This is a genomic window from Buttiauxella gaviniae (assembly GCF_040786275.1).
Taxonomy (GTDB): domain Bacteria; phylum Pseudomonadota; class Gammaproteobacteria; order Enterobacterales; family Enterobacteriaceae; genus Buttiauxella; species Buttiauxella gaviniae_A.
The window spans coordinates 1,679,823-1,695,842 of the sequence record NZ_JBFMVT010000002.1; the positions used below are offsets into that span (position 1 = coordinate 1,679,823).

At 52.4% G+C, this 16,020-nt stretch carries 14 protein-coding genes; 3 read left to right on the forward strand and 11 right to left on the reverse strand.

Annotation, left to right across the window (positions count from 1 at the left end; all coding sequences use genetic code 11):
• Nucleotides 1–24: 24 nt before the first annotated feature.
• Nucleotides 25–894, reverse strand: coding sequence for an ROK family protein (locus AB1E22_RS08485; RefSeq protein ID WP_367594933.1), 870 nt, complete (start codon nucleotides 892–894; stop codon nucleotides 25–27).
• A 189-nt stretch (nucleotides 895–1,083) separates the two neighbouring features.
• Here AB1E22_RS08485 and exaC point away from each other — a divergent pair, with 189 nt between their 5' ends.
• Nucleotides 1,084–2,622 (forward strand): acetaldehyde dehydrogenase ExaC, encoded by a 1,539-nt coding sequence (exaC, locus tag AB1E22_RS08490; protein WP_367594934.1) that lies wholly within the window; start codon nucleotides 1,084–1,086, stop codon nucleotides 2,620–2,622.
• Nucleotides 2,623–2,960: 338 nt separating this feature from the next.
• Here the strand turns inward: exaC and AB1E22_RS08495 are convergent, their stop codons facing one another.
• A complete protein-coding gene (locus tag AB1E22_RS08495) occupies nucleotides 2,961–3,914 on the reverse strand; it encodes a LysR family transcriptional regulator (protein ID WP_367594935.1) in 954 nt (317 codons plus the stop codon).
• A 160-nt stretch (nucleotides 3,915–4,074) separates the two neighbouring features.
• On the opposite strand from AB1E22_RS08495, the gene AB1E22_RS08500 reads away from it, so the two are divergent.
• The gene (locus AB1E22_RS08500) at nucleotides 4,075–4,770 is read left to right on the forward strand and encodes a MipA/OmpV family protein (RefSeq protein WP_367594936.1); all 696 of its coding nucleotides are present in this window, start codon (nucleotides 4,075–4,077) and stop codon (nucleotides 4,768–4,770) included.
• A gap of 33 nt (nucleotides 4,771–4,803) precedes the next feature.
• Here the strand turns inward: AB1E22_RS08500 and AB1E22_RS08505 are convergent, their stop codons facing one another.
• Both AB1E22_RS08505 and AB1E22_RS08510 read right to left on the reverse strand, forming a co-directional pair.
• Complete coding sequence (locus AB1E22_RS08505) at nucleotides 4,804–6,771, reverse strand: glycoside hydrolase family 127 protein (RefSeq protein WP_367594937.1); 1,968 nt, start codon at nucleotides 6,769–6,771, stop codon at nucleotides 4,804–4,806.
• A gap of 9 nt (nucleotides 6,772–6,780) precedes the next feature.
• A complete protein-coding gene (locus tag AB1E22_RS08510) occupies nucleotides 6,781–8,184 on the reverse strand; it encodes an MFS transporter (protein ID WP_367594938.1) in 1,404 nt (467 codons plus the stop codon).
• A 238-nt stretch (nucleotides 8,185–8,422) separates the two neighbouring features.
• Here AB1E22_RS08510 and AB1E22_RS08515 point away from each other — a divergent pair, with 238 nt between their 5' ends.
• On the forward strand, nucleotides 8,423–9,247 hold the full coding sequence (locus tag AB1E22_RS08515; RefSeq protein ID WP_367594939.1) for a helix-turn-helix domain-containing protein: 825 nt from the start codon (nucleotides 8,423–8,425) through the stop codon (nucleotides 9,245–9,247).
• 56 nt (nucleotides 9,248–9,303) lie between these two features.
• On the opposite strand, the gene yajD is transcribed toward AB1E22_RS08515, so the two are convergent.
• The 7 genes from yajD to hypA form a co-directional block, all read right to left on the reverse strand.
• Complete coding sequence (gene yajD, locus AB1E22_RS08520; protein ID WP_367594940.1) at nucleotides 9,304–9,651, reverse strand: HNH nuclease YajD; 348 nt, start codon at nucleotides 9,649–9,651, stop codon at nucleotides 9,304–9,306.
• 38 nt (nucleotides 9,652–9,689) lie between these two features.
• Nucleotides 9,690–11,774, reverse strand: a complete 2,085-nt coding sequence (flhA, locus tag AB1E22_RS08525) for a formate hydrogenlyase transcriptional activator FlhA (protein ID WP_367594941.1) — start codon at nucleotides 11,772–11,774, stop codon at nucleotides 9,690–9,692.
• Nucleotides 11,775–12,029: 255 nt separating this feature from the next.
• A complete protein-coding gene (hypE, locus tag AB1E22_RS08530; protein ID WP_367594942.1) occupies nucleotides 12,030–13,040 on the reverse strand; it encodes a hydrogenase expression/formation protein HypE in 1,011 nt (336 codons plus the stop codon).
• Nucleotides 13,041–13,127: 87 nt separating this feature from the next.
• Nucleotides 13,128–14,249: a hydrogenase formation protein HypD gene (gene hypD / locus AB1E22_RS08535; protein WP_367594943.1), complete on the reverse strand. Its 1,122-nt coding sequence runs from the start codon at nucleotides 14,247–14,249 to the stop codon at nucleotides 13,128–13,130.
• Nucleotides 14,249–14,509: a HypC/HybG/HupF family hydrogenase formation chaperone gene (locus AB1E22_RS08540; RefSeq protein WP_367597347.1), complete on the reverse strand. Its 261-nt coding sequence runs from the start codon at nucleotides 14,507–14,509 to the stop codon at nucleotides 14,249–14,251. The genes hypD and AB1E22_RS08540 overlap by 1 nt, the downstream gene beginning before the upstream one ends.
• Nucleotides 14,500–15,363 carry a hydrogenase nickel incorporation protein HypB gene (gene hypB, locus AB1E22_RS08545; protein WP_367594944.1) on the reverse strand — a complete coding sequence of 288 codons (864 nt, stop codon included), beginning with the start codon at nucleotides 15,361–15,363 and terminating at the stop codon, nucleotides 14,500–14,502. Before hypB ends, AB1E22_RS08540 begins: the two co-directional genes overlap by 10 nt.
• Complete coding sequence (hypA, locus tag AB1E22_RS08550) at nucleotides 15,356–15,715, reverse strand: hydrogenase maturation nickel metallochaperone HypA (RefSeq protein ID WP_367594945.1); 360 nt, start codon at nucleotides 15,713–15,715, stop codon at nucleotides 15,356–15,358. Before hypA ends, hypB begins: the two co-directional genes overlap by 8 nt.
• Nucleotides 15,716–16,020: the final 305 nt, after the last annotated feature.

Here is a 16,020-nt window from a genome sequence, read left to right on the forward strand (position 1 = left end):
CATCCGACACTTGCCCGGCATCAATCACTTCTGTTTCGCCAGCCAGACAGCCCCCAGCATCCCGGCCTTGTTGCCGAGCTTGCATGGGCGAATCGGTACCTTCAGCACGTCCCAAAATTTAAACCCTTCGAGATGACGTTCAAGCATCGGGTACAACATCGGCTGGGTACTGACCCCGCCGCCGAGCAAAATAGCCTGCGGGTCAAATAGCGACACCACGCTATAAATGCCACGCGCCAAATATTTCACCCAATTATCGATAACTCCCTGAATGTGCAGATCCGTTTCGGCACGGGCAAAAATATCCTGGCCACGCACTTTTTCATCCGCCGGGATATTCATTTCACGGCGACACGCATCCATTAGCCCTTTGGCCGAAGCTAACTGGTGCATATCTTCGCCATATTTCCCCACCGGCAGCACGCCAAACTCACCCGCGCGGAAGTGCGAACCGCGCATCAGTTCGCGGTTTACAATAATCCCCCCGCCGATCCCCGTACCAATCGTCACGCAAACCAGCGAATCATATTCATTGCCTGCCCCGAGCCACATTTCACCGAGTGCCGCACAGTTGGCATCATTTTCAACGGTGATAGGGAGGTCTGTCAGTGCGCCAAAAATCTCCAGCAGATTGCAGCCATCGAGAAACGTTAGCGCCCCTGCTTTAGGGACATTCCCGGTATGAGGGTTGATGTAACCGGGAAAACTGATAGCAATTCCGGCAATTTCATTATGCTGCCGATAGCCCGCCACCACACTCTGCCAGGCATCCAGAAATAGCTGCTTATCATAGTGAGTGTCATACTCTTCGGCGATCAGCACCTCCCCCTCTTCAGTAAATAAACCATGCTTCACATGGGTACCGCCTACATCAAAACCAATAAACAGGCGCATGAGCAATCCTTGTAACGAAACGGGAAAAGGTAAACTTTAAGTATGTATCAAAACGAATGAGCTGCTGGCTGATTACTCCGAATCATTCGATTATTAATCCGTGACCTGTGTCGTAAAGCCTTCAAACATTGGCGAAGAAATCACCGCTGGCGACTACGCTTGAGAGTGCAAACCGACAAGGAGAACCTCATGACAAATAATCCTCCCGATACCCGAATTATCCCCGGCGAATATGGTTTCCCGCTCAAATTAAAACCGCGATACGATAATTTCATTGGTGGCCAATGGGTGCCGCCGGTTGACGGCAAATACTACGAAAATCTTACCCCTGTAACCGGCCAGCCGCTGTGCGAGATCGCAAGTTCCAGCAAAGGCGATATCGATTTAGCACTGGATGCGGCACACGAAGCAAAAGCAGGCTGGGGCGGCATGTCCGTGCAGGAACGCGCCAACATCTTGCTGAAAATTGCCGACCGCATGGAGCAGAATATTGAATTACTGGCGGCGGCAGAAACCTGGGACAACGGCAAACCCATTCGCGAAACCAGCGGCGCTGATGTCCCATTGGCTATCGACCATTTCCGTTATTTTGCCTCCTGTATCCGCGCACAAGAAGGGGGGATCAGCGAAGTTGACGGCGAAACCGTGGCCTATCACTTCCATGAACCGCTCGGGGTTGTCGCGCAGATTATCCCATGGAACTTCCCGCTGCTGATGGCGAGCTGGAAAATGGCTCCGGCGCTTGCGGCAGGAAACTGCATTGTCCTGAAACCCGCACGCCTTACGCCGCTGTCCGTCTTGCTGCTGATGGAACTGGTAGGTGACCTGCTGCCACCGGGCGTGATTAACGTGGTCAACGGCGCGGGCGGCGAAATCGGTGAATATCTGGCGACATCAAAACGCATCGCCAAGGTTGCCTTCACCGGTTCAACAGAAGTCGGCCAGCAAATTATGCAGTACGCCACGCAGAATATTATTCCGGTGACGCTGGAGCTGGGCGGTAAATCGCCAAACATCTTCTTTGCCGATGTGATGGACGAAGAGGACGCCTTCTTCGATAAAGCGCTGGAAGGTTTTGCCCTGTTCGCTTTCAACCAGGGCGAAGTCTGCACCTGCCCGAGCCGCGCGCTGGTGCAGGAATCCATCTACGAACGCTTTATGGAACGCGCAATTCGCCGCGTGGAATCGATCCGCAGTGGCAACCCGCTGGACGTAAACACGCAAATGGGCGCTCAGGTGTCGCAGGGGCAGATGGAAACTATCCTCAATTACATTGATATTGGTAAAAAAGAGGGGGCAGATGTATTAACCGGCGGGCGTCGTAAAGCGCTGGAAGGTGATTTGAAAGCCGGTTATTACCTGGAACCCACCATTCTGTTTGGCAAAAACAACATGCGCGTTTTCCAGGAGGAGATCTTCGGCCCGGTGCTGGCGGTGACAACGTTTAAAACCATGGAAGAAGCGTTGGAGCTGGCAAACGACACCGAGTACGGCCTGGGCGCGGGCGTCTGGAGCCGCAACGGCAATGTGGCCTACAAAATGGGACGTGGCATTCAGGCGGGACGCGTATGGACCAACTGCTACCACGCTTACCCGGCACACGCCGCGTTCGGCGGATATAAACAGTCCGGTATCGGCCGCGAAACCCATAAAATGATGCTGGAACATTACCAGCAGACCAAGTGCCTGCTGGTGAGTTATTCCGATAAACCGTTGGGGCTTTTTTAAGGGTTGTTAGTCGGAGAATAACGTCGGGTGGCGCATGCGCTTACCCGGCCTACTTTCACCCGAATATCCGGTCACACGCTGCGCTTACCCGACCTACAAATGCATCGACATGTAGGTCGGATAAGCGCAGCGCCATCCGACGTTTAAATCCGACACGCCTCGCAAATAGAGTTAAACATATATACCCAAAATAGTTCGAGTTGCAGGCAGGCGGCGCCGCAGTGAATACCCGGAAACTTACTCCAGTAAGTGACTGGGGTGAGTGAGGAAAGCCAACGCACATGCAATTTGAAGTATAACGGGCATAGCTCCTTATCCGTAAGGAGCTATATGAGTACTCACCCCGCGGTCACATATTCATTAATAATCTCTACCATCTGGTCGAGAATATATTGCACACGGTAAGGCTGATAGTCTCTCTTTTTAAAAATAACAATTAATTCAAGTGGCCACTCTTCATTATTTTTAAAGCACGGCACGAGTTTTCCTGTATCTAAATCGTGTTTAATACTCGGTTTTGGTGCAAAAACAATCCCTAACCCATGCCTGGCTAATTCAATTCCGGCATGGGTATTATCACAAATATATTTCCCGGTAACGCTATACTCTTTTACGCTGCCAATATCTTGTTGCGTGAATTTCCAGATATTAGTTTCATTAATTAACATCGACTGCATAAGAATACAGGAGTGCCCCGCCAGTTCTTCTGGGCTAGCAATGGGATTATTGGCTAAATAAGCGGGGCTTGCGTAAGCGCTGACGGAAAAAGAGGTCAATGAACAAGCAACCAGCGACTCATCTTTTGGCCTGGCATAGGTCAACATAATATCCGCGTCTGCGGGAAAGGTTAACCCATCATAAAATTCATTACGTTCAAGATTATAGGTACGCAAGGCGATATGAATATCCCCTGTGTCTTTAAATTCAGAGAGCACTTTCTGAGACAGAAAACTCACTATGCCAGTGGGCGCATAGATTGTGACCTTGCCACATTTTTCTTGTTTATAATCAGAAATAAATGTCGCGAGGTCTTCTGTCTGTTTAAGGTAATCATTCACCTTCACCAGCAACGATTCCCCAAACAGCGTAAGCGATATGCGCCGCGTACTGCGTTCGAAGACTTTCAGCCCAATGCGTGATTCGAAATCCGTGAGGGCTTTGCTGATATTCGCCTGAGCGGTACCCAGAATTGCCGTTGCCTGGCTCAGGCTCCCGCAGGAAGCGACCACCGAGATAATCCTTAGCTCATTCAATTTAAATCGAATGTTACTCATATAATCTGCATCCCTCACCCTTCGAACCCTATAAATATTTATATAGTACTATATAAATATAACTATTGTGTAACGCACCGCTGCGTCCATAGAATACTCGCCAATTTATCAGTTTGGCAAACGGAATAACTTCATGACGCTCAGGGCATCGCTTCTGCTAATACTTGCTGCAATCTCAATGAATAATGCAAGGGCTAACATTTTATCTATCGGTGCCGGTAGTCTTTATCACCTTTCACCTTATGCAGAATATAAAGATGATGTTATAGCCATTCCTTTTGCACATTATGAGAGCGATAAAATATACGTCAGAGAAACCTCTATCGGTTATATTTTTGCTAAAGATGAAAGCAATGAAATAAGCGCTATAGTTTCCTACCTGCCGTATGAATTTAAACCTGAAGACAGCGATAATAAAGCATTAAAAAATCTGGATAAGCGTGATACCACCGCACTGGCAGGTTTGGCCTTTTATCATCATGAAAAATGGGGAACGCTAAAAGCCAGTTTCTCGGGTGATATTCTTGATAAGAGCAACGGCTTTATCGGTGAACTCTCTTATTTGCGCGTCATCACTATGGGAGCCCTGAGTATTATTCCTTCTGCGGGTGTCACCTGGTATGACGATAAACTCACACAATATTATTTTGGCGTTTCCGATAAAGAAACCCATCGCAGCGGGCTATCCCGCTATCAGCCTGGGGATAGCTGGAATCCATTTGTCGGCCTCAGCGTGAGCTATAAAATTACCCCACAGCTCACTCTCCTCACCAGCGGGCGCTACACCCAGTTGGATAACCAGATTGCAAACAGCCCGATGGCGGATAAAGACCATGATGCCAGCCTGATGGGCGGCGTTTCCTGGACCTTCTAAATTGAAAACGGCCCTTCGCAGAGGGCCGTTACCTTATTCGCCGTTAACCCAAATCCGCATTTCCCCTTCCCCACGGTTGGCCCAACTAAACCAGGGAATAAAGGTCAGCTTCTGCATTTCGGCTTTTACCGGCGATTTATCGTAGTGATATAGCGCCTGGTGCCCGGCTTGCTCGCTTGCCATTCGCAGCCCGTCCGCCTGAATCAGCACCTTATGAGCAAAAATACCTTTGCCTTTAATCAGGCTAAATGCGCTCTCTTTTGGCAGCCGCAGGTTATGCAGGCTCACGCCGTTATCCGCTTCTTCCAGGCAATAAACCAGCGGCCCGCGCTGCACCGCCACTTTCCCGGCAACGTGGCGCAATAGCGGATTACCATAAACGCGACGAACCGGCATCGGCAGCGTCAGGCTAATGCGGTCCCCCTCCTGCCATTCGCGATTAAGATGCAGATAACCTTTGCGCGTCTCTCCCGCGCAGGCCACGCCATTGAGCAGCACTTGCGGATTATCACACCAGTCCGGTAAGCGTAGCGCGAGAGTGTGTTGCACCGTTTGCGGGGAAGTGACCGTGATATCTACCTGCTCGTCCCAAGGATAATTACCGCTGATTTTCAGGCGCAGTAATTTTTCGCCAACCGGCACTTCCATCTCATTACCCACATACAAATGCACATACAGCGCGCTCGGTTGCGGCGTGTAGATGTAATGCCCGAGCGAAGTCAGCACGCGTGCGATATTCGGCGGGCAGCAGGCGCAACCAAACCAGCGCTGGCGAACCGGTTTCACATGGTCATAAATATGGTTAAACGCCAGTGTTTTCGGGTGCACTTCCAGCGGATTCACATAGAAGAAGTGTTTGCCATCGAGCGCCATTCCGCCCAGCACCGTGTTATAAAGCGCACGCTCCATCACGTCAGCAAAGCGGCTGTCAGCCTCCATTTGCAGCATGCGGCGGGCGTACATCATCAGGCCGATGGAGGCGCAGCTTTCGGCGTACACCGTGTCGTTCGGCAGATCGTAATCCGAGCTAAACGCCTCGCCGCTGCTCTGCGAGCCAATCCCGCCGGTGATGTACATCTGGCGCTGGACCATGTTGTCCCACAGGCGCAGGCAGGTCTGGCGTTTTTCTTCATCTTTATGCAGCCGCGCAAGGTGCGCCACGCCCGCCATGAGATAGACAAAACGAACCGCATGGCCAATCGCCGTTTGCTGCAATGCCAGCGGTTCATGTGCCTGGCTGTAGGCTTTATCTTTCACCATCCACGCCGGGCCGTGAGTGTTCCAGTGCGAGGTACGCCCCCGTTTTTCATATTCAATGTCGTAGAAATGCGGCGCAGCTCCCCGTTCTTCAACAAAGTAATTCACCAGATCCAGATAGCGGCGGTTGTCTGTCACTTCATACAAACGCATCAGCGCCAGTTCAATTTCCGGGTGCCCAGGGTAGCCGTGGAGCTGGTTAACGCCTGTGCCAAACACGCCGTCAATATGGTCAGCCAGGCGGCAAACCACATCCAACAGGCGGCGCTTGCCGGTTGCCTGGAAGAACGCCACACCCGCTTCAATCATGTGTCCGGCGCAATAGAGCTCATGGCATTCGGCAAGATTAGTCCAGCGCTGCGTCGGCTCTTTGACGGTGAAATAAGTATTGAGGTAACCGTCTTCACACTGCGCCGCTTCGACCAGCTCAATCACTTCATCAGCGGTTCTTTCCAGTTCCGCATCCGGTTTCTGACACAGCGACCACGCCACCGCTTCCAGCCACTTCGCCACGTCACTGTCCTGGAACACCATGCCGTAGAACTCGCCGTCTTTGCGCCCTGCGGCAATCTCAAAGTTTTCGATGGCGTGGCTCGGGTCGGCCTCTGAAATACGGTCGTTTAAGGCATCCCATTGATAAGGGATCACCACATCGCGCACCAGGCGTTGGTACTGGCCTAAAAACGCATCGGTCACTTTCAGTTTGTGCAGGTCAACTTCCTGTAAAACATCGGGCTGATTCATAACAACTCCTCAGGCGGTCTGGACATGGCGCTGACGTAAGTCAGTGGAGATCTGCGCCATCATGGGGTTACTCAGGCGGCAACGGCGAATCGCCAGAGCCAGTAATAGGTGGAATGCGGCAGGCAGCAAGGTTTCCAGCGCGGTAATACCGGAGAGCGACGCTGCCGTTTGGTGCTCAGGGCCAGGCTGATAGGCCACGAAGATAAACACCAGGCTGATGATTCCGGCGCTGGCCGCCCAGGCCAATTTGATAAAGAACAGGTTGAAGGCGAAATTCATGCCAGATGAGCGCACGCCGGTTTTCCATTCACCGTAATCATCGGCGAACGCCATGATGGAAAAGTGCAGCGGCAGGGTGAATCCAAGAATAATGCCGTTCGCCAGAATCACCAGCAGCCACAAGGTCTGGAACGCCGCACCGGTCGGCAATAGCCACATCCCCGCGGCGAGCACAGCCAGCACCAGATTGGTGTAGTAATAGAGTTTTACGGTATCGAAACGCTTAGCCAGCGGGTTGACAATCACTGCACCAAGAATCGAGGCAAAAGTGACCATGGTAAAGAACAGCGAGGCAAACCCGGCGCTGCCCTGCAGCACATAGGTGATGAAATACATGTAGCCGCCGCCTCTGAGGTTAAACACGTTAATCAGCAGGAACGACATCACCAGGCTCAGTAATAGCTGGTCGTTTTTGCGCAAGCCTGCCAGGTGTTCGCGCAGGGTAAATTTTCCCATCAGCGCCAACGGCACACGCTCGCGAACCCAGAAGAAACAGCACAGGAACATCACGACCGCCACCGCGCACAGCACGCCGACGCCCATCTGGTAGCCTTTTGCCGCGTTACCCTGGCCGATGATTTCGACAAGCCACGGCAGGCCAACCGAAACTAAAAAACCCGCTACGCCACACAGAACAAACCGCCAGGACTGGCAGGAAATCACCTCGTCGTGACGCGTGGTCATGGTGTTAATCAGCGCGCAATACGGCACGTTGATGGCGGTATAACTCATGGAAAGTAAAAGATAAGTGCCAAACGCCCAAAGGATTTTCATATTGGCGCTGAGGTCAGGCACGGTGAACGTCAGCACGCCTATGATGCCAATCGGCACGGCAATCCATAGCTGCCACGGGCGAAAACGCCCAAAACGGCTTTGGGTGCGGTCAGCAAGGATCCCCATCAGCGGGTCAGAAATGGCGTCAATCACACGAAGAGCGATAAACAATGTGCCGACGATCGCGGGAGTTAAACCAAAAACATCGGTATAGAAAAAGGTCAGGAAGTTCATGATTAAGCAGGTTATTACCGTCCCGCCTGCATCACCCAGTCCGTAGCCTATTTTCTCGCGGATAGAGAGTCTGTCATTTAAAGCTGAAGTTACAATATCAGTATTATTTATAGGGGTAGAGGTCATGATTTACGCCTCGATTTATCGGGTTAGAAACCTGGATTTATTATTTTTGTGTCCGTAAGACCCGAATAATTTTGCATCCAAACTAAAAACCCACAAGGCGATAAAAAAGTATAAAAAGGTGACGATTCCGACCTAAAGATAAAACTGTGAAGGAGATCGCCAAACGCCAATAGCGATCCCACTGACCAATGGATTTTATCTACACTACGTCAGTAACATGGATGGAGGTAAATTATAATTGTTTGATTTAAAAATATCTTTACCCATAAAAGTACAAAATGGCGGCTTGTTTATTTCACGAGGCGTGGGCAGCCATCCGCAACGCGAGCTGGATTCGTGGGAATTGATTTTCGTAGAAAAAGGGACACTTACGATCCGGGAAAATGACACGCTATTTTGCGTAAAGGCGGGAGAAAGTTTATTACTTTGGCCACACAGAAAACATGTTGGAGCGGGAACCTTCCCGGCAGATTTAAAATTCTACTGGCTCCACTTTGAACTCAATTCATTATGCGATAAAAAACCGGATATTCCGGCTTCGTTAATTTCATTACCGCAGCATGGAAAAGTCTTGAATCCCCAGCAGGTTATTTCTTTATTTCGTCAGTTTTTAAGTGAACAAGAAACGCTGATTCGCAGCAGCGCGCTGGAATTAATTTTATTGCTTATTATGCAGCAGCTTTCAATGGCGGCGAACGACAATCCGCAGGCCGATAACAGCGGCGTTGCGCTGGCATACAAAGCGCAGCAATTAATCCGCACGCAATTTCACCTGCCGGTTTCCACCTCAACACTTGCCAGCCAGTTACACTGCAATGCAGATTATCTGGGCCGCGTATACCGCCAGACATTCCAGTTAACGGTCACCGAGGCGATTCACCGCCAGCGCGTAATGAGTGCGGAAAAAATGCTGATAGGCGATTCTTGCTCGCTAAGTGAAGTCGCCGAACGCTGTGGATTTCAGGATGTGGGGTATTTCAGGAAGGTGTTTCGCAAAGCGATGGGATTAACGCCCGCGGCATGGAAGCGGCGCTATTGTAAGGTGCATATCAATTCGGATTGAAGGGGTAGCGCTAATCGCTTACCCCCGCCCTACAAGCTCGTTGAGTTTTGGCTCAGTTACTTCTTCTTATTCAGCATCGACTTTAAATCCGCGAACGGATTATACGTTGCCTCGCCAACATCTTTTTGCGCATCTTCACCGGCAACGACTGTCGAGCCGTACTGTTCAGCCTCGGTGTATTTCGAGTGCTCGTGATCGTGGCAGTACAGGCACAACAGCTCCCAGTTGCTGCCGTCTTCCGGGTTGTTGGTGTGGTCGTGGTCCATGTGGTGGACAGTCAATTCACGCAGATTCGAATAGACGAATTCGCGGGAACAGCGCCCACACACCCACGGGAACAGCTTCAGCGCTTTTTCACGGTAGCCGCTTTCCAGCCGCGTGTAGTTTTTCGGGATAAGAGCCATGGTTGATACCTGGTAGAAAATAGAGGGTTATAGTTAGTTTATATCCCCTCTTTATCAATCCCCAAACGCTTCATGCGCGAAAGCAACGTCGTGCGCTTTAAGCCCAGGCGTTGTGCCGCGCCTCGCGGGCCCGCAACCACGCCGTTCGTCTCTTTTAAGACACGCAAAATGCGCTGCGCCTCATCTTCCCCTTCACGGATTTCCACGCTTGCGACCATTGGCTGCACTTTTGCTTCAGGCTGGCTGTAGTCCATTTCAGGCAAAGAAAGATGCAACACATTGCCGCGCGTGAGCAGCACGGCTCGTTCAATGACGTTTTCCAGCTCCCGCACGTTGCCCGGCCAGTCCATACGGCTGAGTGCACGCAGGGTTTCGGCAGGAATACTGTCGATATTGCGGTTCATCCGATGGGCGATTTTGAAGGTGAAGGATTTCACCAGCAGCGGAATATCTTCCGGGCGTTCGCGCAGCGGTGGCAGCATGATGGGGAACACGTTCAGGCGATAATAGAGGTCGCTTCGAAATTCACGCTCATTCACCATCTCTTTGAGATTACGGTTAGTCGCGGCAATCAGGCGCACATCAACCTGCTGCACTTTGTTACTGCCGAGGCGTTCAAACTCCTGCTCTTGCAGCACGCGCAGTAATTTAGGCTGCAGCTCAAGCGGCATATCCCCCACTTCATCGAGGAATAGCGAGCTTTTATCCGCCAGTTCGAAACGCCCGATGCGCTGGGTGTTCGCGCCGGTAAATGCGCCGCGCTCGTGGCCAAAGAGATCGCTTTCCAGCAATCCGGCAGGCATCGCCGCGCAGTTAATTTTCACCATCCGGCGGCTGTTGCGCTCGCTCAGGTTGTGAATAGCGCGGGCAATCAGCTCTTTACCGGTGCCGGTTTCGCCGAGGATTAGCACAGTACTGTCGCTTTTCGCCACCATTTCGACCTGTTTGAGCACATTCGACATCACGTCGCTGCGGCCAATAATCTCGCCAAAATCGCTGGCAACATTATTGATTTGCTCGGTCAAATAGAGGTTTTCATCCACCAGATTTTCTTTCAGGCGATGAATTTCCTGGTATGCCAGCGCGTTATCCACCGCAATGGAAATACGCTCGGCAATCTGGCGCAGCAGCTTGAGGTTTTGCGGCGTAAAGACGCCCGCCTCGCATTGCGCCAACTTCAGCACGCCGAGCATGTTATTGCCGAATGTCAGCGGCAGCAAGCACAGCGTCTGAATTTGGTTGCCCCACATTTCAAACAGCATACGTTCGTACGGCGCGAGTTGGTCGCCATGATGTAAATTTAACAGCAACATTTCACCGCTTTTCAGCACGCGTTCAGAAAGCGTGCCCGCCAGCGCCACATCGCTTTGGTCGTTAATCGGCGACTGCTCTTTCACAAAATGGGTGGAATAAACGGTGAGCCGGTCTTTGCGGTTGCCGCGCAATACGATGCTTATCGAGTCGATAGAAAAATAGTGGTGAATTTCGCTGGCGATTTCACTGATCAGTTCATCGAGATCGAGCTTTGAAAGTACCGCGTTTGTGACCGCCACCAGGATACGGAAATCGTCACGTTCCCGGCACAGTTGTTGATAATCGAGATTGGTATCAAGGCGAGTCTGAATTTGTTCTGCCGCCAGACCGACGATTTGCGCCAGGGTGTGCAGACGGTTGAGTTCTTTGTCCGTCCACGGCATATCGCCATTACGAATAAATTCACAGCCACCAAAAATTTTGCCTTCTGCTGCCAGAGGCAGTAGGCAGTAACGGCCAAAAGGGGCATACAGTTCAAGACTGGTCACCTGCGGCCAGGTATCATTGAACTCTTCCTGGGTACAAATGAGCGCTTCCGGGCGGGAAAGCACACGCCGCACCGGGCCATTTGCCAGCACCATTTCATCTTCGTAATGCAGGTCCTTGCCATGTTTATCCATGCCATAAAAGGCCACGCGCTGATGCAGCGGATGATAAAGCAGAATATTCACTCGTTCTGCCAGCGCACCTTGTTTTGCCATTTGTGTCAGGCAGTTAGCAAGCGCCGGTAGATCGGGCTGCTGCAACAGGGTGCGTGTAATATCAAATAAACCCTGCTGCCCGAGATCGCTCATCGGTGTGTATGGCATTTTGCTAATCCAAAATAGAGACCCGGCGAGTTACCAGGCAAGGAATATATGGGACGGATGACAAGCTTTTTTGTCGGTCGGATGAGCGCTGCGACATCCGACGGCATCACGTCAAGAACGGCATAAATAGTAGATATAACTGACGCTAATCCTCCCTCCAAGGCCCGTTTATCGGGCTCTGTCAGCAATCTGGTATTCATCATATAAATAGCGTCAAAGTGTAGCGCTGAGCGTGCGAAACGTTCCTGCCTCAGGTCAACAAATGCGTGGCAGTGGCTCAGAGTGAGGCAAATCCAGCGTGCGTTTCACGCCATAAAGCCCGGCTACACGGACCCCTTTACGCTCGACAACTTCACCAATAATGGCTGCATTTTGTCCGAGCGGGTGAGCTTGTAAAGCGTCGATTACGTTTTGTGCGGCGTTCCTCGCAACGGCGATAACTAACTTGCCTTCATTGGCAAAATTAAGCGCATCGAGGCCGAGCAATTCACACACGCCACGCACCGCCGGGTTCAACGGCAGTTGGCTTTCGCAGACTTCCATCCCGCAGCCGCACGTCGCTGCAAACTCATGCAGAACAGCATTCACGCCGCCGCGCGTCGCATCACGCAGGGCTTTAACGCCTGAAATGTTCAGCAATGGCGCGATCAACGGGGCCAGCACCGCACAGTCACTCACCAGCGCACCTTCCAGCCCCAGCGATTCGCGCAGGTTAAGGATAGTCGCTCCGTGGTCACCCAGCGTCCCGCTGACAATTAGCACGTCGCCAGTGCTAATCTGCTGCGCGCCCCAGTTCAGGCCCGCAGGAATCGCGCCGATACCCGCCGTATTGATAAACAGTTTATCTGCCGCGCCTTTTTGCACGACTTTGGTATCACCCGTTACCACCGCGATCCCCGCCGCTTTCGCCGTCGCCGCCATGCTGGTGACAACGCGCTCCAATGTTTCAAGCGGCAAGCCTTCTTCAAGTATAAATCCGCAAGATAACCAGCGCGGCGTCGCACCGCTGACGGCTACGTCATTCGCCGTGCCACAAACGGCTAATTTACCGATGTCACCGCCGGGGAAAAACAGCGGGTCGATAACGTAGCTGTCCGTTGAAAATGCTAAACGGTCGCCGCTGGCAGTGAGTTCAGCCAGAGGTAATCGCGCCTGGTCTTCTTGTTCGGCAAGCCAGGGATTATCAAATGCCTGCATAAACAAGTCAGCTACCAACTTTTGCATTGCCTGGCCGCCGCTGCCGTGGGCTAGTTCGATCGTTTTCATATTATTTCACCTGTGTCGGGTGGCACTTCGTTTACCCGACCTACGCATGAATCTTAGGGGGATAAGCGTTAGCGCCATCCACCATTTTTAGGCTTCGCATTCCTGGCCGCGATATTGATACCACGCCGCGCATGCGCCTTCGGATGACACCATCAGCGCGCCAAAAGCATTTTGCGGATTGCAGGTTTTGCCAAACATCGGGCACTGATGCGGTTTACAACGCCCGGTGAGCACATCGCCGCAGCGAGCGAGCGGGTCGTCATAAACTTGCTGTGGGGCAGGTTTGAAGTGATCTTCCGCATCGAACTGGCGGAACGCGTCCGTCAGTTGAACGCCGGAATCGCTAATGGTACCCAGGCCGCGCCATTCGGCGTCGCCGCGCACAGTAAACACTTCAGCAATCGCCTGCTGCGCAAGATTATTGCCCGCATCGGGTACCACGCGTTTGTACTGGTTTTCCACCGCGCTGTGCTGCTGGATTTTTTGTTCCACCAGCATCACCACGCCCTGCAATAGATCCAGCGGTTCAAAGCCCGCAACCACCAGCGGGCGTTGGTATTGAGTGGCAATAAAATCATATTCGGCAGTGCCAATCACCATGCTGACGTGACCCGGTGCCAGGAAAGCATCAATGCCGTTATCCGGCTGTTCCAGCAAACTGCGCAGCGTGGGAATTAGCGTAATGTGCTGGCAGAAAAAGTAGAAATTATTAGTGCCCTGCGCTTTCGCCTGTTTGAGCGTGATTGCGGTGGTCGGCATAGTGGTTTCAAAGCCAAGGCCGAAAAACACCACTTTGCGATCCGGATTTTGGGTCGCAAGCGCCAGCGCATCCATCGGCGAATACACCACACGCACATCTGCGCCACGCGCTTTGGCCTGCATCAGCGAGCCATTTTTCCCCGGCACGCGCATCGCATCGCCAAAGGTGCAAAAAATCACTTCGGGATGGCTGGCGATTTCAATACAGGCGTCAATGCGCCCCATCGGCAAGACGCACACCGGGCAGCCTGGGCCATGGATAAACTCAATGTTTTCCGGCAGCAGTTGGTCGAGGCCAAACTTAAAGATGGCATGAGTATGGCCGCCGCAAACTTCCATAATGCGCAGCGGGCGTTGGGTGGTGTAACCCAGCAGAGGGGCGCGCTCGCGCAGCACATCAATCAACTGCATGACTTTTTCCGGTGCGCGGTATTCGTCAACAAAACGCATTAGCCACGCTCCTCGCCGAACAGCAGGCCGCCGACATCAGGTTCCACTTCAAACATATTTTGCAGCGCGTCCAGCGTGTCGCGGGCTTCCGCTTCATCAATAATACTCATCGCAAAACCGACGTGAACCAGCACCCATTGGCCGATTTGCGCATCACCCACCAGCATGAGGTTTACATCACGCTGAATGCCGCACACATCTACTTTTGCGCTGCCGTCCGGCAGTTTCTCTACAATTTGACCGGGAATGCCTATGCACATCGTTGCGTCTCCAGCCAGTTCAGCCATTTATCCATGCCTTCGCCACTGGTGGCGGAAACCAGAATGATTTCAATGTTCGGGTTCACCTGACGGGCGTAATCGAGGCACTTTTCAACGTCGAACTGCAAATAAGGCAGCAGGTCGATTTTGTTGAGCAACATGAGTGAAGCGGCGGCGAACATATGCGGATATTTCAGCGGCTTGTCTTCGCCTTCGGTGACGGACAGCACCGCCACTTTATGGCGTTCACCGAGATCAAAGCTCGCCGGGCAAACCAGGTTGCCGACGTTTTCGATAAACAAAATGCCGTTGCGCTCAAGCGGCAGTCGCTGCATAGCGTCGCGGATCATCTGCGCATCGAGATGGCAGCCTTTACCGGTGTTCACCTGAATCGCAGGCGTGCCGGTGGCGCGAATACGGGCGGCGTCGTTCACGGTTTGCTGATCGCCTTCTATTACCGCGCAGGGCACACGCCCGTGCAGGCATTTCAGGCTTTCCGTCAGTAGCGTCGTTTTACCGGAGCCAGGGCTTGAGACGAGATTCAGCACCAGTTGCTGCTGCTTCGCAAACTGCTCACGGTTATAGACGGCCAACTGGTTGTTTTTATCCAGCACGTTGAGTTCGATTTCCAGCATACGACGCTGGGTCATGCCCGGCGCATGTGTCCCTGCGGCACCGTGACCATAATGCAGATCGCCCTGTTCATCGGCGGTTGGCGCGAATTTCACGCCGGTGATTTGCATTGTTGAACGCGCGGCTGGCGCGAAAGGTGCGCTACGAAAACCGGAATGGGGGTTGCGTTCGTCGCCTTCTATATACAAGTTGCCTTCAGCACAACCACAAGTACTACACATGATTTGTCTCCTCCACTTCCAGACGCTTAATCTGCACGCCATCGTCTGCCACTACGCGTAAATTGCTGCCTTCACAAAGCGGGCAGCGCCGCACCAGGGAAGATAAAAGCTGAACATGCTGTTGGCAGTCATGGCACCAGCATTCTGCTTCTTGCTGATGAATGTGAAGCTCGCAGCCTTCGGCGAGGGTGTCGCGGCACACTAATTCGAAACAGAACTCCAGCGCGCTTTGCTCAACGCATGAGAAAGCGCCCACTTCCAGCCATACGCCGGTAACGCGTGTCGCGCCATGTTGACGGGCTTGAGTTTCGATGAGTTCCAGTGCGCGTTGGCAGAGGGTGATTTCGTGCATATTGCCTCCGGGGTATCTGGCAGAGGTAATGCAAGGATGATGCCAAAATCACCCTGACCCCACCCCAGCCCTCCCCTTCCTAGGGGAGGGAGCAGTTAGCGCCTCCCCCTGGAAAGGGGGAGGTTGGGTGGGGGTCAATTAAACCGGACCAAAACCTTTGGTTTCGACTTATGTCACCGCGCGTCAAAGATGTCGAAATGACATGTCAATCCTGTGGCTATTCGCTCACTAATTAGAACAAAACCAACAATTTCAATTAAATACAACTTTGGCACGAAACGTGCTCTGTAGCTGCATCAGCAAAA